The sequence below is a fragment of the Kitasatospora sp. NPDC024654 genome (assembly GCF_055559155.1).
In genome coordinates this window covers 91,070-108,911 of sequence record NZ_JBVHLF010000021.1, presented here as the reverse complement: position 1 = coordinate 108,911, position 17,842 = coordinate 91,070, and the positions used below count along the sequence as shown (strand labels likewise).

Genomic DNA, 17,842 nt, shown 5'->3' with positions numbered 1-17,842 from the left:
GACCAACATCGCTGCCGCGACCGACCACTACCGGTCACACGCCGATCACGCGCTCGACCTGCTCGGTCTCACGAGCTGAGAACGCATCAGCCCTGGCCGCACACCGCCGGCGCGAATTCCTACCTGCTGCGCCGGCCGGCCGGAAACCTGATGATGATCGACACGCCGCGCTGGAGTTCCGCCCTGGCCACGAAGTACGCCGCCCTCGGCCCGATCACCGACGTGCTGCTCACCCATCGCGACCACGCCGCGCACGGCCGCGAATACGCCGACCGGTTCGGCGCCCGCCTGTGGATCCACGAAGGAGACCTGGCCGCCGCGCCAGACGCCGACAGCGTTCTGCGGGGCACCGAACCGATCGAGATCGCCGACGGCGTGACGGTACACCCGCTGCGCGGACACACCGAGGGCAGCGTGCTGTACCTCGCCGACGACACCTACTGCTTCAGCGGTGACAGTTTCTACTGGTCCCGGAGTGCCGGCGACATCGCCGTCGCCGAGTCGGTCACCTGGTACTCCATCACCGAACTGGCCGCATCGCTGGTCCGTACGGCACCGCGGGTGCGCTTCGAGTGGCTGCTGCCCGGCCACGGCGACCGCAAGCGGCTGCCTGCCGACGAGTTCGCCCGCCGGATGCACGACCTGGCCGGCCGCACCGGAGAACTCTCACCCCGACCGATCGACTTCACCGCGGTGCGCTGGTGACCCACCCCGCTCCGCCGCCGCGCACGATCGCCGAGTTGGGCCGGGACCCCGCCGAGTCGAACCGGATCGTGCTCACCCCGGGTGGATCGGGCGAACGCGGCAGGTCGGACCGCGACCCACCGCCGGAGTACGGGGGACGGCAGGCCCTTGGCACTCGAAGGTGACGGCGGAACCCGCTAGGCTCCGACGGCCGTTGGCGGCGAGTCGGGTAGCGGGATCAGGTACTGGGCGAGAGGCGGGACCGATGGCGGACTGGGTCGGGCGGAGTGCCGGGGAGATCGCGGCGGCCGTGCGGGCCGGCGAAGTGACGGCGTCCGAGGTGGTCGCCGAGCATCTCGCCCGGATCGCCGCACTCGACCGCCGGGTGGGCGCGTTCCGGACCGTCACCGCCGACCGCGCGCTCGCCGAGGCGGCCGCCCTCGTCGACCGTCCCGACCTGGAGCGGCTGCCGCTGGCCGGCGTCCCGGTGGCGGTCAAGGACAACCTGGCGGTCACCGGCGAGGCGAACCGCAACGGCTCCGCCGCCACCTCGGACCGCCCGGCCGCCGCGGACCACCCCACCGTCCAGCGCCTGCGGGCGGCGGGTGCGGTGCTGGTCGGTCTGACCAACGTGCCGGAGCTCTGCGTCTTCGGCACCACCGACAGCGTCTACGGCATCACCCGCAATCCCTGGAACCTCGCCCGCAGCGCGGGCGGCTCGTCGGGCGGCAGCGCGGCGGCGGTCGCGGCCGGGATGGTGCCGATCGCGGTGGGCAACGACGGCATGGGCTCGATCCGGATCCCGTCCGCCAACTGCGGGGTGCTCGGTCTGAAGCCGGGCCGGGGCGCGGTGCCGGCCGAGGTGGGGGTGGACGGCTGGTTCGGGATGACCGAGAACGGACCGATCGCCGCCACCGCCGCGGACGCCCGGTTGCTGTACCGGGTGCTGGCCGGCCTCGACCCGGCGGACGAGTCAGGTCCACGCGACGGCCTGCGGATCGCGCTCTCCGGCAACTGCCCGACCCCGGGTCTGGCCGTCGACCCGGCGTACGTCGCCGCGGTGCGTGCCACCGGACGCCTGCTGGCCGACGCCGGACATCGGGTGACCCGGGCCGAACCGCCGTACCCGGCCTGGCTGGGCGCGGCCTCGGTGGCCCGCTGGCTGGCCGGCCCGGCGGCCGACGCGGCCACCCTGGACGCCCGGCTGCTCACCGCTCCGACCCGTCGGCACGTCGCCGTTGGCCGGCTGGTCGCCCGTGCCGGGCTGGTCCGGGAACGCGAACGGCTGCGCTGGCAGGAGCGGTTGGCCGAGTTCTTCGCCCACCACGACGTGCTGGTCACCCCCAGCCTGGCGCGCACCGCGCCGCCCGCGGTGGCCTGGCACACCCGCGGCTGGGGCGCCAACCTGGTCTCCAACATCCGCTACGCGCCGTTCAGTCACCCCTGGAACCTGGCCGGCTGGCCGGCGTTGGCCCTCCCCGCCGGCGAGCACCCCCGCCAGGGTGTCCCGCTCTCCGTCCAGCTGGTGGCCCCGCCCGGTGGCGAGGAACGCCTGCTCCGCCTCGCCGCCGCCCTCGAACCCCGCCGCTCCTGGCCCCGCCCGGTCCCACTGACCGGTGGCGGAGCCTGACGGGCGGCGAAGCGTTGCCCGGTGGCCTGGCCATAGCGGACGTGGTCTTCTGCCCCCGAGGTGGTGCGGGCGCCGGAGCCGGCCGCGCCGCTGAGCGGTGAACCGGCCTGCGCCGTGGCCGAATCACTCATGGTGCCAGCGGAGTTGGCGGTCCCCTGGCAGGTGTGGGTGGCGTTGGGCATTCCGTCCTTCCCGCACCTGGTGTCGGCCCGTTTCCCGCAGGACCCGTGGCCGGAGTAGGGCGCGGTGCGTCAGGCGCGGGTGTGGGGCCGGCCCGGCCCGACCCGCCCGACGGACCTGCCGCCGTGCGGGGACCCCGAGCCGGCCGGCTGCGACCGGCCGGGATCCGTAGGGCACTCAGACGTGCGTCAGCCGGGGGCCGGGAGGCACGGTGGGGGCGGGGACGGCCACTCCGAGGCCCGGCACCCTGCCCGTCGGTGCCGCCTCGGCCAGGACTCTCCAACGCTTGCGCATCCGCTCGCTCCTTCGCTCGGTGCTGAACTCCTGGGGTGGTGCGTGGTGTGTGCTGCCGACTGACGTCTGGTCGGCGGGGCGCGGCCCGGACCGGGCGACTACGGGGGAGTCTTGCGGGCCCGGGTCCGGCCCGCAAGAGGTCTGTACCAGTAGGACGGCCAAGGGTTCTCCTCGGTCGTCGCAATGGCCGGAAGTGGCACTGCCCACGGCAGCGCGCTGGGCCTAGTGTGGCCCCCCTCGGCGCTCCCAGTCCCCTGATTGTCATGAACCCGCCAAAAGCTGGCCGAGCCGAGGCTCTGTCATCCCCCCGAAGGGAAACCCACATGCTCCGCACTCTGGCAGTCGCCGGTGCCGCCGCGGCCCTGCTCGCCGCATCGGGCCTGAGCAGCACCGCCTCCGCGCGGCCCGCCGACGTCACCCCGCCCGGCGGCTTCACCGTCGGCCTGGTCAGCGTCAACGGATCCGGCTGCCCGGCGGGGACCGCGGCGGTCGCCGTGTCACCGGACGACACCGCCTTCACCGTGACCTACAGCGACTACCTCGCCCAGGTCGGCGTGGGCGCGCTGCCCACCGACTTCCGCAAGAACTGTCAGCTGGACGTCCAGGTGAACGCCCCGCAGGGCTTCACCTACGCCGTCGCCGAGGCGGACTACCGGGGCTACGCCTCGCTGGCGAGCGGCGCGACCGGCGTCGAGCGGGCCAACTACTACTTCCAGGGCCAGCCGCAGACCGCCACCGCCTCGCACTCCTTCGCCGGCCCGCTGGACGACGACTGGCAGGCCACCGACACCACGGGTGTCGCCTCGCTGGTCTTCGCGCCCTGCGGGGAGACCCGCAACCTGAACATCAACACCCAACTGATCGTGAATGCCGGCAGCTCCGACCCGAGCAGCACCACCAGCTTCATGACCATGGACTCGATCGACGGCAGTCTGACCACCATCTACCACCTGGCGTGGGAGACCTGCCCGCACTGACCCGCGGGGCAGGTGAGGTGACGGATCCCCGGGCGGATCGCGACTCGTCGACCGGCGAGCCGCGATCCGCCTCGCCCGATACGGCCTCGGCTCAGGCGCGGGTCCAGTGGCGGCGGCCGATGCTGATCAGTCGCAGCTGGTCGCGTGCGGTGTCGGCGATCCGCCGGGCCGCCTCCGGCTGGTCGGTGGGGGCCTCCAGGAAGGCGGCGGCGGTGGCGACCAGGTGCTCGACGTAGAGTCCGGCCAGCATTCGCAGGTCGGAGTCGCTCCAGTCGCCGCTCGCCGGCTGGGTGCCGAGAGCCGTCGCCACCTCGGTGGTGAAGGCGTCGAGCTCCGCGGTGATGGCCGCCCGTACGGGTTGGACGCCGCCGTGTCGCTCGCGGGCCAGGAAGCGAATGTGAGAGCGGTGCTCCCGTACGTGAGCGGCGATCACTTCGATGCTGCGGTCGATCAGTTCGGCCGCCCCGCCCTCCCCGGCGAGCACCGAGCGGATCATCTCGTGCAGGCTCCGCAGCGACTCGCCCACCAGGACCACGCCCAGTTCGTCCAGGTCGCGGAAGTGCCGGTAGAAGCCGGCGGGGGAGAGGCCGGCGGCCCGGGTCACCTCACGCACCCCGAGGCTGCTGAGGTTCTGGTGCTCGAGCAGCCGCAGGCCCGCGTCCAGCAGGGCGCGGCGGCTCTGCTCCTTCTGCGCCTGCCGGGTGCCAGGGGTGGGGCCGCTGGCCGGGGTGGGGGAGGAAGTGTGACTCACGTCATTCAGTAAACAACTGTTTGCCGACTTTGGCCAGCGTAGAGTGGAGAAGTCAGCGAACAGTTGTTAGCTGAACTGTTCGTCCCTCGGCTTCGGCCCAGTAGTCGCCCCGTCGTCGGCCCGTCCCGAAAGGCCCGCAGATGTCCTTCCTCGTCGCCATCGTCGCCATGGCAGTCCTGCTGGGTGCCGCGGCGCACACCAGTCTGTCGGTCTTCCTGGCCGCCGCCGGGGCCATCTCGGCCTGGCTGCTGCTCTTCGGGGCGCGCGAGAGCCTGGCCCGGCTGCGCCGCCGCTGAGCCGTGCCGCGAAGGCTCCCGCTGTCGAAGTACCGCACTCGCAAGGAGAGGAAAGCCTCGGATGAACGCCCTGACGCCCACTCGGCAGCCGCTCCCCGCACGGGCCCAGGAGGCGGACGGGATGGCCGTCGCCTCGTTCGTGCTGGGTCTGATCGGCCTGCTGCTCTTCAACCTGGTGCTCGGGCCACTGGCCCTGGCGCTCGGCTCGCTGGCACTGGCCCGGGGCACTGGCCGTCGCGGCCGGGCCCTGCTCGGGCTGGCCCTCGGCGTGGCGGATCTGGTCGTGCTGGCCGCGACCGTGGTCTCCAGTCACGGAATGATCTGGCGGTTCGGTCACTGACGTGACGTCAGGCCGATTCCAGGAAAGAAGAGTTCGTGCCGCCCGGAGCGACTGTCATCGCACCGGGCAGCACGCCGTTCCGGCCCGCCGGGCACCGCGTCAGAGCGGCAGCAGCTCAGGCCGCTTCGCCTCGACGTTGTCCCCCGAGGACTCGCCGCGCAGTCGCCGCCCCACCCAGGGCAGCAGGTAGTCGCGCGCCCAGGCCAGGTTCTCCCGCCGCTGCTCGGCCGGGGTGTGGGCGGCCTCGTCCGGCCACGGCGCGGCCGGGTCGTCGGAGGTCGGCAGTCCCAGCGCCCGGGCGGCGAGCAGCGCGACCCGCTGGTGCCCCTCGGACGAGAGGTGCAGCCGGTCCTCGCTCCAGGCCGGGCGGCTCCGCAGCGTCCGCAGCGACCAGAGGTCGGCCACCGCGCAGTCGTTGCGGTCGGCGATCGCGCGCAGGTGGACGTTGTAGGTGGCGATCTTGCCGCGCAGGTGGCGCAGCACCGGCACGTCCCGGGTGTCGAACCCGGTGCAGATCAGCACCCGCCCGGCCGCCCCGCGCAGTTCCACGACCGCGGCCTCGAACCGCTCGGCGACCTCGTCCGGGTCGCTGCCCGGGCGCAGGATGTCGTTGCCGCCCGCGCAGAAGGTCACCAGGTCGGGGGCGATCCGGCGGACCTGCGGGACCTGCTCGCTGGCGATCTGGTCCAGCAGCCGTCCGCGGACCGCGAGGTTGGCGTAGCGGAACGTGCCCTCGGGCTGCCCCTCGGCGAGCATCCCGGCCAGCCGGTCGGCCCAACCGCCGAACGTGCCGTCCGGGTTGGGGTCGTTCAGGCCTTCGGTGAAACTGTCCCCGAGGGCCACGTAGGAGGTGATGAGGTCAGAGGTCTCCAGTAGGTCAGCCATGGAACGAAATAGTTCACCTTCTCAAGTGACCTACGCCACCGTAGGTGACGGGTGGCGGAGCGTGACATTGGCCACGCACGGTTCGGGAATAGCCGGGTCAGCGCACCCGCGTCCAGTCCTCCCGGGAGCGCGCGGCGCCCGTGGCGGCGGCCAGCGTCATGGCGAACAGCATGACCGCGGGTGCCGCCAGGGCGAGTTGGCGGTTCAGGTGGCGGACGGCCAGCGCGCCCGCGGTGGCGCCGAGCAGCAGCACCAGCACCGAGAGCAGCCGTCGGCCGGTCTGCTCGGCCCGGCTCCGACCGGCCCCGGTGTCGGCGAGCGCCCCGGTCATGGTGCGGGTCAGCACGGTGGTGGTCAGGTCGGGCACGCCCAGCAGGTGGACCATGGCGTTCTGGAAGCCCATCGCCACCGCCAGCACGGCCGTGGCCACGTACCGGGCGGGGCCGGTGACCGGATCCGGGCCGGCGGCGGCCAGCGTGGCCGCGGCGGCCACCAGGACGGTCTCCAGGAACACCCCGTGCAGCATCGCCCGCCCGCGGTGCGGAACCCGACTGATCAGCCGTCCGCCGAGCAGGGCACCCAGCGCGAAACCGGCCAGCGCGGTGAGCGTGGCGCTGCGCGAGAACTGGGGAACACCGGCCAGGCCGAAGGCGAGGAAGGCCACGTTGCCCGTCATGTTGGCGACGAAGACCTGACCGAGCAGCAGGTAGCTCACCGCGTCCACCAGGCCGGAGGTCACGGTGAGGCCGAGCAGCAGTGGCGGCAGCTGGCCGTGTGGGTCGTCCGGCGCGGGGACGACGGTCCGCCAGGCACCTCGCAACAGTCCTCGCACGCCCGTGCTCCCTCCGGCGGCCGGCTCGGTCGCCGCCGGAGGAAACCCTAGGTCCGGTGATCGGGGTGGGCCGGGATCCGGCGCGCCCGGCGGGTCAGGGGCGGATCTCCACACCGCGCCAGAAGGCCACCCGGCCGCGGACCTGCTCGGCCTCCGGCTTGGGGTCGGCGTAGTACCAGGCGGCGTCGGTGTTGCGACTGCCGTCGACCAGCACCGAGTAGTAGCTGGCGGTGCCCTTCCACGGGCAGACCGTGGTGGTGTCGGAGGTCTCCAGGTACTCCGCCCGGACCGCGGCGAGCGGGAAGTAGTGGTTGCCCTCGACGACCGTGGTGTCGTCGCTCTCGGCGATGAGCTTGCCGTTCCAGTGCGCAGTGGTCATCACGCCAGTCTGACGCACCGGGCGTCCCAGCTCCAGCATTCCGGGCGGGCCGGGCGCGGGTCACGGCTGTTCACCCGGACGGGACGGCATTGCGGCCGGTTGCCGCCAAGGCGCTCCGCCCGGCGAGTGATCGTGCTCACCGCGCGGCCGAACGGGCGGTTCCGGCCGCGCCGACCGGGCGAGACTCCACCTCGACCCGATCGCCCACGACCGGACGAGGTGCGCCATGACCCTCACCCTGCTCCTGCTGATCGCCCCGCTGCTGCTCGCGGCGGCGCTGAGCACCGGCCTCGGGTCGGGCCCGACCGGCGTCGACTCCCCGGTCCGCCGCCGGCGCGGACGCCCAACGGGCCGGCACGCCGCGCCGCGCGGCCGGGGCTGAGTTGTGACGGGCAACGCCCGAGCGGACGAACGCGTCACCGCCGCGAGCCCGTTGGGCTCGCGGCGGTGACGCTCGGTCGCTGTGGTGGATCACTCGTGTCGCAGACCCTCGGGCCGGGCTCGCCGCCAGAGCATCGGCAGCCCGAGCGCGGTGGTCAGGAGGACGGTCGCCGCACCGGAGCCCGCCATGGTGGCGATGTCGCCCCAGGTGAAGGAGATCGGCAGGTGGGCCAGGTTCAGCAGGGCCGCGCCGAGTCCGGTGCCCGCCGCCACGGCGAGCAGCAGCCCGAGCGTGACCGGCAGCGCACTCTGCCAGAACAGCGACCAGCCGAGCGTGGCGCGTCGCGTGCCGAACGCCATCAGGACCGCCAACGCTCGCCTGCGCTCGTGGAGTTGCTCGGCCTGACCGATCAGCATGCTGATCCCGATGAGGAGCAGCAGCACCGCGGTGCTCGCCGTCAGTCCGTGTCGGATCGCGGTGAGCGAGGGGTCCGGCGCGCTGCTGAACGGGTCACCGATGCGGCTCTGCGGATCGAGCCGGAACGCGGTGGTGTTGATCACCTCCCGGGCGTCGGCGTTGTGCGGATCGACGCTCTCCAGCCGCACGGTGATCGACCGCCCGGCCAGCAGCGCGGCTGGCAGAGCGGCCGGAGTGGCCAGCAGGGTGCCGCCGCCGGGGCGGGCCCACGGCCTGGTCGGGTCCGGCAGCAGCCGCACCGTGGCGCGCGCCGCCGGAACCGTCCAACTCGTCCGGTCACCCTGGTAGTCGCGCACCCGGACGGTTCGGCCCGCGGCGGTGGGGGAGTTGGCCGGGTCCGTCGGGCCGGCCGCGGTGAAGACGTCGCCGTCCGCGCAGTCGGTGATGCTGCCGAAGGCGCGCAGCGTCGCGCAGTCGGCCGCCACCACCGGGATGTCGGGATCGTCCGGTCGCTCGCCCAGTACGGCGAACTCGCTGTAGCCGAGAGCCGATTCGACCCCGGGGGTGTGCCGGAAGGCGTCCGCGTACCGGGCCGCCCGATCGCCGTGGCCGGTGAAGTCGGCCACCAGCAGCCCGGGTTGACCCTGACCGGCCGAACCAGCGGGCCGGGCACCGTCGTTGGCGATGCCGCCCAGCAGGGTCTGCAGCGCGATGGCACCGGCCACCGAGACCACGATCCCGGCGACCGGGCGGGCCGCCGTGGCGGGGCTGGCCTGGATCCGCCGGATGGCCAGCTGCCAGGCCGGCGGGCCGTCGCGCAGCAGCCGGGTGGCCGGCGCCAGCAGGCTCGGCAGCAGCAGCGTGGCGCCGACCAGGAGCAGCAGCAGGCCGGTGACCAGCAGCAGCGTGCTGGTCGCGCCGCCGCCGAAGCCGGCGTCCCGGCCGCGCTGGGCGAGTAGCAGCGCGATGCCGGCCAGCGGCGGCAGCAGCCGCCACCAGAGCCGGCGCGCCCGACCGCGTCCGCCGGGCCGGGTGCCGCGCAGCACGCCGAGCGGCTCGACCGCGAGCCGGCGCATCGCCAGCAGGGTGACCACCACCGCCAGCGCCGGCACCGCGGCCAGCGCGAGCGCGCCGAGCAGCGGCTGCGGTCGCAGGTCACCCGGGAACACGCTGAGGCCCTGAATCGTGACGTGCCAGGCGAGTTGACGACAGATCAGAAAGAGGACCAGGCCAACGGCGAGGCCCAGCAGGGCGCCGGCCAGCGACTCGCCGGCGGCGATCCGCGCGGTGCCGGCCCGGTCCGCGCCGGCCAGTCGCAGTGCGGCCAGCCGTCGGTCGCGCGCGTCGCCGCCGAACCGCGCCGCGGCCCCCAGGAAGACGCCCACCGGGGTCAGCAGGATGACCACCCCGGTCAGGGTCAGCAGGGCCAGCACGGGGTCGAGCGGCTTGTGCGGCAGATCCCCGCCGAAGTGGTCGAGCCGTACCGCCTCCGGATCCCCGGCCAGCGTCGCGCTGCCGACGTAGTACGAGTAGTCCCCGGGGCCGGACAGCCCGGCCGGGCCGACGGTGCCGACGATCGGGTGGTCGAGCCGCTGCTGGAGCAGTCGGCCGTCCGGTGCGCGGAGCAGCGCGGCGAGCGCGGGGGAGGCCACCATCTCGCCGGGGCCGGGGAAGTGGGTGACGCCGAGCGGCAGCGGGGCGTTCGGCCCCTCGGGCTGGAGGGCCCGCCCGCGCACCTCGCGGCCGTGGTAGCTGGTGCTGACGTCGCTGAGCAGCAGGCTGTGGTCGGATCGCGGGACGTTCGACGGCGCGTCGAAGAGGTCTTCCAGCGCGTGCAGCCGGTCGTCGCGCTGGTGCCGCACGGTGGGGTACGAGGTGGCGAGCAGCAGGGTGGCCACGCCGATCCCGACCCCCAGTGCGGTGAGCAGGGTGCGGAGCAGGCTGTGCCGGCCGCCGGTGACCGCCAGCCGCAGTCCGAGGCCCAGCTCGGTGGTCCACCGGGCCGCCCGCCCGCGGGCGCCGGCACGGGGCGGGCGGTGGGCGGATCGCTCCACGGGGACGGTCACCGGTCGGCCCCCGGCTCACGGGTCCGTCCGTCGCGCAGCACGATCTCGCGGTCGGCGTAGGCGGCCACCCGGACGTCGTGGGTGACCAGCAGGACGGCCGTCCCGCTGGCCCCGGCGGCCGTGGTGAGCAGCGACATCACCCGCTCACCCTGGAGCGAGTCCAGCGCCCCGGTGGGCTCGTCGGCGAAGAGCACGGCCGGCTCGGTGACCAAGGCCCGGGCTATCGCGACCCGCTGGCCCTGGCCGCCGGAGATCTCGCCGGGCCGCTTGGCCGCCAGGTCCGCCACCTCCAGCCGCTCCAGCCAGTGCGTGGCCCGCTGGTGGGCGGCCCGGCGGCGCAGTCCGTTCAGCCGCAGCGGCAGTGCGACGTTCTCCAGGCAGCTCAACTCCGGTACCAGCTGGCCGAACTGGAAAACGAAGCCGAAGTCGCCGCGGCGCAGCGCGCTGCGCTCGGTGTCGGACATGCTAGTCAGGTCGCGGCCCCGGTAGCCGACCTTGCCGCGGTCCGGCCGGACGATCCCGGCCAGGCAGTGCAGCAGGGTGGACTTGCCGGAGCCGGATGGGCCCATCAGCGCGAGCATTTCGCCGGGCCGGACGGCCAGTGCGGCGCCGTTCAGTGCGGGGGTCGGGCCGAAGGCCTTGTGCAGGCCGACCGCGGTGAGCAGGGCGCCGTCCTCGAGGGCGCCGTCCTCCTGGGCGCCGGCGGAGGTCGACGGGGCGGAGGCGGTGCGGAAGGCGACCATCAGCGATGCACCTCCGCGGCCAGCTCGTCCAGCCGGGCGGCGGTGAGTTCGAGCCAGCGCAGGTCCGCCTCCAGGTGGAACAGCGCGTGGTCGCAGACCAGTTGGTCGACCAGGTCGCCGGCCAGCTTGCGCCGGGTGAGCTCGCGCATGTGGCGCAGGTGCTCGGCCCGCTGGGTGTCCAGCAGCTCGGTGGCCGGCCGGCCGGTCAGCAGTGCGAGCACCACCTTGGTGTAGAGGGTGTTCTGCAGGTAGGGCTCGGGGCTCTCCGGGGTGTCCAGCCACCGCGAGACGTCGGTGATCCCGGCCTCGGTGATGACGTAGCGCTTGCGCTCCGGACCCTCGCCCGGTTCGGTGCCCTCGACCTCGACCAGGCCGTTCTTCAGCAGTCGGGAGAGGGTCGCGTAGACCTGCCCGTAGTGCAGCGAGCGGCCGCGGCCGAAGCGCTCGTCATAGGCGCGCTTGAGGTCGTAGCCGTGCCGGGGTTGGGACTCCAGGAGTCCGAGGATGGTGTGGCCCAGTGACATGATAGTGACTATACACAGCGTGTATACATCGAGTGTATAGAAGCGCCGGATCGACCCTTGGGGTGCGGCGCCCCGGCGATCGCGGCAGGCTGGAGCCGGAGCCCCGTCGCCCAGCCACCCACTCGTCACCCAGGAGGGCCGTCATGACCGAGCAGGCTCAGGCACAGATCGGTGTCACCGGACTGGCCGTGATGGGACGCAACCTGGCCCGGAACTTCGCCCGGCACGGCCACCGGGTGGCCCTGCACAACCGGACCGTCGCCCGGACCAACGACCTGGTCGAGCAGTTCGGGCACGAGGGCGACTTCGTCCCGGCCACCACCACCGAGCAGTTCGTCGCCGCGCTGGAGCGGCCCCGGCGGGTGGTGGTGATGGTCAAGGCGGGCGAGCCGACCGACGCGGTGATCGACGAACTCGCGCCACTGCTCGATCCCGGCGACGTCCTGGTGGACGGCGGCAACGCGCACTTCCTCGACACCCGGCGGCGCGAGGCCGCGCTGCGCGAGCGGCGGCTGCACTTCGTCGGCACCGGGATCTCCGGCGGCGAGGAGGGCGCGCTGAACGGGCCGAGCATCATGCCGGGCGGTACCGAGGAGTCGTACCAGGTGCTCGGCCCGCTGCTGGAGTCCATCGCGGCCCAGGTGGACGGCACCCCGTGCTGCACCCACGTCGGCCCGGACGGTGCCGGCCACTTCGTGAAGATGGTGCACAACGGCATCGAGTACGCCGACATGCAGCTGATCGCCGAGGCCTACGACCTGCTGCGGCACGGCGCCGGCCGGCAGCCCGGCGAGATCGCCGAGGTGTTCCGGGCCTGGAACCGGGGGCGCCTGGAGTCGTACCTGATCGAGATCACCGCAGAGGTGCTGGCGCACACCGACGCCGCGACCGGCCACCCGTTCGTCGACGTGGTCCAGGACCGCGCCGAGCAGAAGGGCACCGGTCGGTGGACCGTGCAGACCGCGCTCGAACTCGGCGTCCCGGTCAGCGGGATCGCCGAGGCGGTGTTCGCCCGCTCGCTCTCCGGCAGCGTCGAGCTGCGCGCGGCCAGCCGCGAGCTGCCCGGGCCGACCGAGACCTGGCTGGACAGCGCCGCCGCCGACCGCTTCGCCGCCGACGTCGAACAGGCCCTGTACGCCTCCAAGATGGTCGCCTACGCGCAGGGCTTCCAGCAGATCCAGGCCGGCAGCGCCGAGTACGGCTGGCAGGTCGACGCGGGCGCGATGGCGACCATCTGGCGCGGCGGCTGCATCATCCGGGCCCGGTTCCTGGACCGGATCAAGGCCGCCTACGACGCCGACCCGAACCGCCCCACCCTGCTCACCGACGACCACTTCCGCCAGGCGCTCGGCGAGGCCCAGAGCGCCTGGCGCCGGGTGGTCTCCACGGCGGCGCAACTCGGCGTGCCCGCACCGGGGTTCTCCACCGCGCTGGCCTACTACGACAGCCTGCGGGCGGACCGGCTGCCGGCCGCGTTGATCCAGGGCCAGCGGGACTTCTTCGGCGCGCACACCTACCAGCGGGCGGACCGGCCGGGCACCTTCCACACGCTCTGGGCGGGCGACCGCAGTGAGCAGGAGCGCTGAGGGATCCGGCATGATCGTGGGGTGACCGACCAGCACGGGACCCGACCCGAACAGCAGCGTTACCTCCTCGACAACCGGCAGGACGAGGCCGGTGAGCGCTTCGTCGCGCTCGCCGAGCTCTTCGACCCGTGGACCCTGCGCCACCTCGACGACGCCGGGCTGACCAGCGGCTGGGCCTGCTGGGAGGTGGGCGCGGGCGGGCCCGAGCTGCCGAACCGGCTGGCCGAGCGGGTCGGCCCGACCGGGCGGGTGGTCGCCACCGACCTGGACACCGGCTGGCTGGCCGGTGACCGGGTGCACCCCCGGGTCGAGGTGCTGCGCCACGACGTCGCGGCGGACCCGGCGCCGACCGGTCCGTTCGACCTGGTGCACGCCCGGCTGGTGCTGGTCCACGTGGCCGACCGGGAGCGGGCCCTGCGGACCATGGTCGAGGCGCTGCGCCCGGGCGGCGTGCTGGTCCTGGAGGACGCCGACCCGGCCCTACAGCCGCTGATCTGCCTCGACGAGTACGGTCCCGAGCAGCGGCTGGCCAACCGCCTGCGGGCCGGGTTCCGCACCCTGTTGGCCGAGCGCGGCGCCGACCTCGGGTACGGGCGCACGCTGCCCCGGTTGCTGCGCGGGGCCGGGCTGGCGGACGTCCGGGCCGAGGCGTACTTCCCGGTGACCTCGCCGGCCTGCGCGGTGCTGGAGTCGGCCACCGTCCGCCAGGTCCGTGCCCAGCTGGTCGAGCGCGGCCTGGCCACCGAGGCCGAGATCGAGCAGCACCTGGCCGCCGTCGCGGCGGGCCGGCTGGACCTGACCACCTCGCCGCTGATCACGGCCTGGGGCAGGCGGGAGTAGCGGGGGCGGCGCGCCGGGGCCGGCCGGTCAAAACCTGCCGCCGGCCCGGTTCGCGTCTACGCTCGGCGGTGACATCGCACCAGGCCGGGCCCGGTCGCCGCAGATGCCCCGGGTCTGCCGAGGAACGGAGAACCGCACTCATGGCCGCCGAGCTGACCATCGAGCAGACCAGCAAGCTCATCGACACCGTCGCCCGCACCTCCAGTCACGCGGCCCGCGACATCGCGCTGTCCACCCGGTTCGCCGACGACCTCGGCCTGGATCCGCAGGGCCTCGACAAGCTCTACGGCCGGGTCCAGTCGGAGTTCGGGGTCACGCTGGCCGACGCGCAGACCGGCCGGCTGCGGACGGTCGGCGACCTCGCCGAGGCGATCGCCGGGAAGCTGTGAGCCGGACCGGTCCGGTCGCGCGGCTCACACCGACGGCGTCCCGGCGGGCTCAGTGCCCGTTCAGGCTCTCTCCGAGGGAGGCGGTCAGGCTGCCGTCCGCGGTGTCGCCGTCCAGCGACCGGACGAAGGTGCCGCGCAGGCCCTGCTGCCGGATGTACCGGCCCTTGATCCGGAGCGAAGCCGGGTCGTCGTAGGTGGCGAAGGTGCCGGTGGCCGGGTCGTACTTGTAGGGCTCGTCCGCCAGCGGGTCCCAGTAGGTCCGGCCCGGGGCGGTGATCACCTGGTTGTACTCCGGGGTCTCGCTCGCTCCCGCCGTCGCTGCCTGGAACAGACCGTCGTCGGCGGGACCGGGGGCGACCCCGGTCCACTCGTGGGCGTAGTAGGGCACGGCCAGGCCGATCCGGTCGGGGCGGACGCCCCGGCTCTCGTAGTACCTGACCGCCTGGTCCACGGTGAACCGGTTGTTCGGCGGGTTCGGGTCGCGCGGGTCCTGGAACAGCGCCGAGGAGAGGTCGGTCGGGCCGGTGGGTTCCCAACTGCCGTGGTAGTCGAAGGTCAACACGTTGAACCAGTCGACGACCCTGGCCACCTCGCGCAGTTGCTGCTCGGCGGCCATCGTCGGGTTGGCCGAGGTGTTCGCGGTGAGCAGGTAGCGCTCGCCGGTCCGTGCGCCCGCCTCGTCCAGCTGGTGGCGGAACTCCCGCATCAGCGCGGTGTAGTCCCGGGTGTCCTGTGGGTCGTGGGGGCTGCCGTCGCCGGGCTCGGCCGGGTACTCCCGGTCGATGGCGAAGCCGTCGAAGATGCCGGCCGCCGCGCCCGCGGGGAGGCCCGGCAGGTCGCCCTCGAGGTACTGGTCCACACAGGAGGAGACGAACGTCTGCCGGCCGGCCGCGCTGGCGGCCAGCTGGGAGAACCGCCCGGACCAGGCTCAGCGGCCGATCGACATCACGATCTTCAACCTGGGGTACGCGGCCTTGGGTTCGCGCAGCTGGTCGAGGTTGCCGAGCAGCGCCTGCCCGGGCCGGTCCGCCTTGCCGTCGACCGACTCGTCGGCGCTGAACGGGCGTTGGTAGTCGGCCCAGCAGTCGCCGCTGCCGCACCGGCCGTCCGGGGAGATGTCGCTGAAGGCGTAGCCCAGCTCGGTGAGGCGCTTGATGGCACCACTGGTGACCAGGTTCTTCTCCAGGAAGCCGGAGTAGATGCCCCACTGGGTGAAGTGGCCGGTCAGTTGCTTCTGGTCGGCCCCGGGGTGGGTGGTGGCGGCGGGGGCGGCGCCCAGCAGGGCGAGGACGCAGGCCGCCGCCGCGGTGGTGACGCCGGCACTGCGGACGGGGGAGCGACGAATCGCTGACACGGACTCTCCTTGGCGGGACGTCTCAAGAAGGCTCAGCGGTACGGGAGTCGGCGCTCACCAGGGTCCGCCCGGCGAGGCGGCGCGATATTGGCATAGACCAATGGCGGGGAAGGTACAGTCCGCCGCCCGCCGGGTCAATGCCCGGGCACCGCCGGCCGCGGACCTGCTGGCCGTGCACCCCCGGTGCTCCGGCCGGTGAGGGATCCCGGCACTGCTCGGGGCCGTCTCCACCTGCTCTCCACCCGGAGTCAACCCACGGACGGAGGTGTCCGGTAGGGCGCACCCCTAGCGTGGAGAGCACCCCACGGTCACGGAACACCACCACGAGAAGGAAGACGAATCATGCTGATCGGCCTCATCATCCGGCTCGTCAGGCCGCTCAGGCGGTCCGCCCGGTAGCAACGCGCCACGCGGCCCCCGGGAACGGGGGCCGCCCTTGGTGTCCTCCGCGGGAGGGGAAGTCCGGTCCCCGGGCCGGAGGTTGGAATACCGCCGCGGTCCGCGCTCGTTCCCCCAGCCATGAAGACTCTCGCGCTGATCGGCAGCGGCAACATCGGCAGCACCCTGGCCCGACTCGGCGTCGCGGCCGGGCTGAACGTCATGCTCAGCAACTCCCGAGGACCGCAGACCCTGTCCGGGCTGGTGGCGGAGCTCGGCCCGCGGGCCCGGGCGGCCACCGCCGCCGAGGCCGCGGCGGCCGGGGACTGGGTGGTGGTGACCGTCCCGTTGAAGAACTACCGCCAGGTGCCGGTGGCCGAGTTGGCCGGCAAGGTCGTGCTCGACACCAACAACTACTACCCCGAGCGCGACGGGCGCATCGCGCGACTCGACGCGGAGCAGACCACCACCGCTGAGCTGCTGCAGCAGCACCTGGTGGACGCCAGGGTCGTCAAGGCGTTCAACAACATCTACTTCAAGCACCTGGTCGCGCTCGCCCGCCCGGCGGGTGCCGCGGACCGCTCCGCCCTGCCGATCGCCGGTGACGACGACGCCGCCAAGGCGGCCGCCACGGAACTGTTGGACGCCCTGGGGTTCGACGTGGTCGACGCCGGGGTGCTGGCCGAGGGATGGCGCTTCCAGCGGGACACCCCCGCCTACGGCGTCCCCTATGCGAAGAATCCGCAGGGTGCCGCCGTCTCCGCGGACGACCCGGGCGCCAGCGCCGACGCCGCCACCCTTCGCGCCGCTCTCGCCGCCGCCCGCCGCTACCGCGACCTGCCCAGGAGCTGACCCGGGACCCAGGACGCGGGTTCGCCCGCGGGCGGGCGTGGGCGCGGCTGGACGGCGGTGGGCCCACCCCCGCCACGTCCCAGGACGTCGCCGCCCCCACCGGCGGCAGCGTCGCCCCCGCCCCCGCCCCCGCGGCCGACTGGCGGCGGCCGTCCGGCGGCGGCCACGGCGCCACCACGCCCGCCGCCAGGACGCTTCAGGGCGCTTTCGTCCCCGCCGTGACCACGTCGCAGGACGTCACCGGCCCCACCGGTGGCAACGCCGGACCGGCTCCCGCCAGTGACCAGCGGCAGCCCACCGCCGGGGGTGACCCCGTCACCGCAGATGGCGCCAAGCCCCCGGAGGCGACCCCGCGGAGCGCCGTCACGCTGGCCGGCGGCAGTAGTTGACCCCGCCGGCGCCGGCGCCGACGCCACCGGCTCCGCCCTCCCGTGGGCGGTCGGCGGGGCCCTCGCCCTCGGTGCCGGCGGCGCCTGGTACTGGCGGCCCGCTGCCGCTCCGCCATCGAGCGCTGAGCGCGGGCCGACTCCCGCTGAGAGCTGACTCCCCGCGTCGGTGGCCGGTGCGCGCCACTCGCCACCAACGCGAAGAACCAGCTCCAGCCGCGCCCTGACCCGGAAGCGACCGGGCTGGCATCCCGGGCAGGCCGGGCTCGTCCCGGACCTGGCAGAAGGCCGGCCGCCGGAGCCGTCCGGCGAGTGCTACGCATCGGTGCCGTCGGAACGGGTGGCACGCCAGCAGAGGGAGCGGAACGGGAGGTCGATCTCGCCGGCGCCGTCGAGCCCGTGCTGTTCCCGCAGCGCCCGCTCGGCCCCGGCCAGCAGCTCCCGCCGTTCGTCGGCGGGCAGCAGGATGACCGCGCTGTAGGTGCCGAGCAGCGCGGCCGCGTCGCCGGGCGTGCTGCGCCGGGTCCAGGTGAAGGCCCGCGACTCGATCCGGACGAACGGCGAGTCGGGGCCGGACAGGTCGGGGGGGGGGGGGGGGGGGGGGGGGGGGGGGGGGGGGGGTGGGGGGTGGGGGGGGGGGGGGGGGGGGGGGGGGGGGGGGGGGGGGGACCGCGGCG

Annotated in this window: 18 protein-coding genes and 2 pseudogenes; 11 read left to right on the top strand and 9 right to left on the bottom strand. The window is 74.0% G+C overall.

Going from position 1 to position 17,842, the window contains the following annotated elements; translation table 11 throughout:
* Positions 1-99 precede the first annotated feature (99 nt).
* The 3 genes and pseudogenes from ACZ38L_RS15685 to ACZ38L_RS15675 form a co-directional block, all read left to right on the top strand.
* Positions 100-705: pseudogene (locus tag ACZ38L_RS15685) on the top strand (MBL fold metallo-hydrolase); the annotation flags it as partial.
* A 244-nt stretch (positions 706-949) separates the two neighbouring features.
* A complete protein-coding gene (locus tag ACZ38L_RS15680; RefSeq protein WP_465693190.1) occupies positions 950-2,314 on the top strand; it encodes an amidase in 1,365 nt (454 codons plus the stop codon).
* A gap of 797 nt (positions 2,315-3,111) precedes the next feature.
* Positions 3,112-3,765: a DUF4360 domain-containing protein gene (locus tag ACZ38L_RS15675; RefSeq protein ID WP_465693188.1), complete on the top strand. Its 654-nt coding sequence runs from the start codon at positions 3,112-3,114 to the stop codon at positions 3,763-3,765.
* 91 nt (positions 3,766-3,856) lie between these two features.
* On the opposite strand, the gene ACZ38L_RS15670 is transcribed toward ACZ38L_RS15675, so the two are convergent.
* A complete protein-coding gene (locus ACZ38L_RS15670) occupies positions 3,857-4,516 on the bottom strand; it encodes a TetR family transcriptional regulator (RefSeq protein ID WP_465693186.1) in 660 nt (219 codons plus the stop codon).
* 140 nt (positions 4,517-4,656) lie between these two features.
* Here ACZ38L_RS15670 and ACZ38L_RS15665 point away from each other — a divergent pair, with 140 nt between their 5' ends.
* The gene (locus ACZ38L_RS15665; RefSeq protein WP_465693184.1) at positions 4,657-4,812 is read left to right on the top strand and encodes a hypothetical protein; all 156 of its coding nucleotides are present in this window, start codon (positions 4,657-4,659) and stop codon (positions 4,810-4,812) included.
* A 61-nt stretch (positions 4,813-4,873) separates the two neighbouring features.
* Positions 4,874-5,152, top strand: a complete 279-nt coding sequence (locus ACZ38L_RS15660) for a DUF4190 domain-containing protein (RefSeq protein ID WP_465693181.1) — start codon at positions 4,874-4,876, stop codon at positions 5,150-5,152.
* A 99-nt stretch (positions 5,153-5,251) separates the two neighbouring features.
* Here the strand turns inward: ACZ38L_RS15660 and ACZ38L_RS15655 are convergent, their stop codons facing one another.
* The 3 genes from ACZ38L_RS15655 to ACZ38L_RS15645 form a co-directional block, all read right to left on the bottom strand.
* Positions 5,252-6,037 carry an SGNH/GDSL hydrolase family protein gene (locus ACZ38L_RS15655; RefSeq protein WP_465693178.1) on the bottom strand — a complete coding sequence of 262 codons (786 nt, stop codon included), beginning with the start codon at positions 6,035-6,037 and terminating at the stop codon, positions 5,252-5,254.
* Between the two features lie 97 nt (positions 6,038-6,134).
* Positions 6,135-6,869, bottom strand: coding sequence for a YoaK family protein (locus ACZ38L_RS15650; protein WP_465693176.1), 735 nt, complete (start codon positions 6,867-6,869; stop codon positions 6,135-6,137).
* Between the two features lie 94 nt (positions 6,870-6,963).
* The gene (locus tag ACZ38L_RS15645) at positions 6,964-7,248 is read right to left on the bottom strand and encodes a DUF427 domain-containing protein (protein ID WP_465693174.1); all 285 of its coding nucleotides are present in this window, start codon (positions 7,246-7,248) and stop codon (positions 6,964-6,966) included.
* A 226-nt stretch (positions 7,249-7,474) separates the two neighbouring features.
* Here ACZ38L_RS15645 and ACZ38L_RS15640 point away from each other — a divergent pair, with 226 nt between their 5' ends.
* Positions 7,475-7,630 (top strand): hypothetical protein, encoded by a 156-nt coding sequence (locus ACZ38L_RS15640; protein WP_465693172.1) that lies wholly within the window; start codon positions 7,475-7,477, stop codon positions 7,628-7,630.
* Between the two features lie 89 nt (positions 7,631-7,719).
* Here the strand turns inward: ACZ38L_RS15640 and ACZ38L_RS15635 are convergent, their stop codons facing one another.
* From ACZ38L_RS15635 to ACZ38L_RS15625, 3 genes are read right to left on the bottom strand one after another with little or no spacing between them, the layout of a single operon-like run.
* A complete protein-coding gene (locus tag ACZ38L_RS15635) occupies positions 7,720-10,113 on the bottom strand; it encodes an FtsX-like permease family protein (protein WP_465693170.1) in 2,394 nt (797 codons plus the stop codon).
* Positions 10,110-10,856, bottom strand: coding sequence for an ABC transporter ATP-binding protein (locus ACZ38L_RS15630; protein ID WP_465693168.1), 747 nt, complete (start codon positions 10,854-10,856; stop codon positions 10,110-10,112). Before ACZ38L_RS15630 ends, ACZ38L_RS15635 begins: the two co-directional genes overlap by 4 nt.
* A complete protein-coding gene (locus ACZ38L_RS15625; RefSeq protein ID WP_465693166.1) occupies positions 10,856-11,380 on the bottom strand; it encodes a PadR family transcriptional regulator in 525 nt (174 codons plus the stop codon). Before ACZ38L_RS15625 ends, ACZ38L_RS15630 begins: the two co-directional genes overlap by 1 nt.
* A gap of 143 nt (positions 11,381-11,523) precedes the next feature.
* On the opposite strand from ACZ38L_RS15625, the gene gndA reads away from it, so the two are divergent.
* The 3 genes from gndA (at position 11,524) to ACZ38L_RS15610 (ending at position 14,195) form a co-directional block, all read left to right on the top strand.
* Positions 11,524-12,966 (top strand): NADP-dependent phosphogluconate dehydrogenase, encoded by a 1,443-nt coding sequence (gene gndA, locus ACZ38L_RS15620; protein WP_465693164.1) that lies wholly within the window; start codon positions 11,524-11,526, stop codon positions 12,964-12,966.
* A gap of 21 nt (positions 12,967-12,987) precedes the next feature.
* Positions 12,988-13,806 carry a methyltransferase domain-containing protein gene (locus tag ACZ38L_RS15615; RefSeq protein WP_465693162.1) on the top strand — a complete coding sequence of 273 codons (819 nt, stop codon included), beginning with the start codon at positions 12,988-12,990 and terminating at the stop codon, positions 13,804-13,806.
* A gap of 140 nt (positions 13,807-13,946) precedes the next feature.
* Positions 13,947-14,195, top strand: a complete 249-nt coding sequence (locus tag ACZ38L_RS15610; RefSeq protein ID WP_465693160.1) for an acyl carrier protein — start codon at positions 13,947-13,949, stop codon at positions 14,193-14,195.
* 49 nt (positions 14,196-14,244) lie between these two features.
* Here ACZ38L_RS15610 and ACZ38L_RS15605 read toward each other — a convergent pair.
* Both ACZ38L_RS15605 and ACZ38L_RS15600 read right to left on the bottom strand, forming a co-directional pair.
* Positions 14,245-15,108 (bottom strand): annotated as a pseudogene (locus ACZ38L_RS15605) (glycoside hydrolase family 18 protein); the annotation flags it as partial.
* A 15-nt stretch (positions 15,109-15,123) separates the two neighbouring features.
* Positions 15,124-15,549 carry a hypothetical protein gene (locus ACZ38L_RS15600; protein WP_465693158.1) on the bottom strand — a complete coding sequence of 142 codons (426 nt, stop codon included), beginning with the start codon at positions 15,547-15,549 and terminating at the stop codon, positions 15,124-15,126.
* 519 nt (positions 15,550-16,068) lie between these two features.
* Between ACZ38L_RS15600 and ACZ38L_RS15595 the strand changes: the two genes are divergently transcribed.
* Positions 16,069-16,779 (top strand): NADPH-dependent F420 reductase, encoded by a 711-nt coding sequence (locus ACZ38L_RS15595; RefSeq protein ID WP_465693156.1) that lies wholly within the window; start codon positions 16,069-16,071, stop codon positions 16,777-16,779.
* Positions 16,780-16,997: 218 nt separating this feature from the next.
* Positions 16,998-17,168: a hypothetical protein gene (locus tag ACZ38L_RS15590; protein WP_465693154.1), complete on the top strand. Its 171-nt coding sequence runs from the start codon at positions 16,998-17,000 to the stop codon at positions 17,166-17,168.
* Positions 17,169-17,842: the final 674 nt, after the last annotated feature.

What these genes read in the sequence shown, in the direction of transcription:
- ACZ38L_RS15625 (WP_465693166.1), bottom strand. Translation starts at nt 11,380, where the DNA reads ATGTCACTGGGCCACACCATCCTCGGACTCCTGGAGTCCCAACCCCGG.
- ACZ38L_RS15680 (WP_465693190.1), top strand. Translation starts at nt 950, where the DNA reads ATGGCGGACTGGGTCGGGCGGAGTGCCGGGGAGATCGCGGCGGCCGTG.
- gndA (WP_465693164.1), top strand. Translation starts at nt 11,524, where the DNA reads ATGACCGAGCAGGCTCAGGCACAGATCGGTGTCACCGGACTGGCCGTG.
- ACZ38L_RS15655 (WP_465693178.1), bottom strand. Translation starts at nt 6,037, where the DNA reads ATGGCTGACCTACTGGAGACCTCTGACCTCATCACCTCCTACGTGGCC.
- ACZ38L_RS15630 (WP_465693168.1), bottom strand. Translation starts at nt 10,856, where the DNA reads ATGGTCGCCTTCCGCACCGCCTCCGCCCCGTCGACCTCCGCCGGCGCC.
- ACZ38L_RS15675 (WP_465693188.1), top strand. Translation starts at nt 3,112, where the DNA reads ATGCTCCGCACTCTGGCAGTCGCCGGTGCCGCCGCGGCCCTGCTCGCC.
- ACZ38L_RS15595 (WP_465693156.1), top strand. Translation starts at nt 16,069, where the DNA reads ATGAAGACTCTCGCGCTGATCGGCAGCGGCAACATCGGCAGCACCCTG.
- ACZ38L_RS15610 (WP_465693160.1), top strand. Translation starts at nt 13,947, where the DNA reads ATGGCCGCCGAGCTGACCATCGAGCAGACCAGCAAGCTCATCGACACC.
- ACZ38L_RS15660 (WP_465693181.1), top strand. Translation starts at nt 4,874, where the DNA reads ATGAACGCCCTGACGCCCACTCGGCAGCCGCTCCCCGCACGGGCCCAG.
- ACZ38L_RS15640 (WP_465693172.1), top strand. Translation starts at nt 7,475, where the DNA reads ATGACCCTCACCCTGCTCCTGCTGATCGCCCCGCTGCTGCTCGCGGCG.
- ACZ38L_RS15645 (WP_465693174.1), bottom strand. Translation starts at nt 7,248, where the DNA reads ATGACCACTGCGCACTGGAACGGCAAGCTCATCGCCGAGAGCGACGAC.
- ACZ38L_RS15665 (WP_465693184.1), top strand. Translation starts at nt 4,657, where the DNA reads ATGTCCTTCCTCGTCGCCATCGTCGCCATGGCAGTCCTGCTGGGTGCC.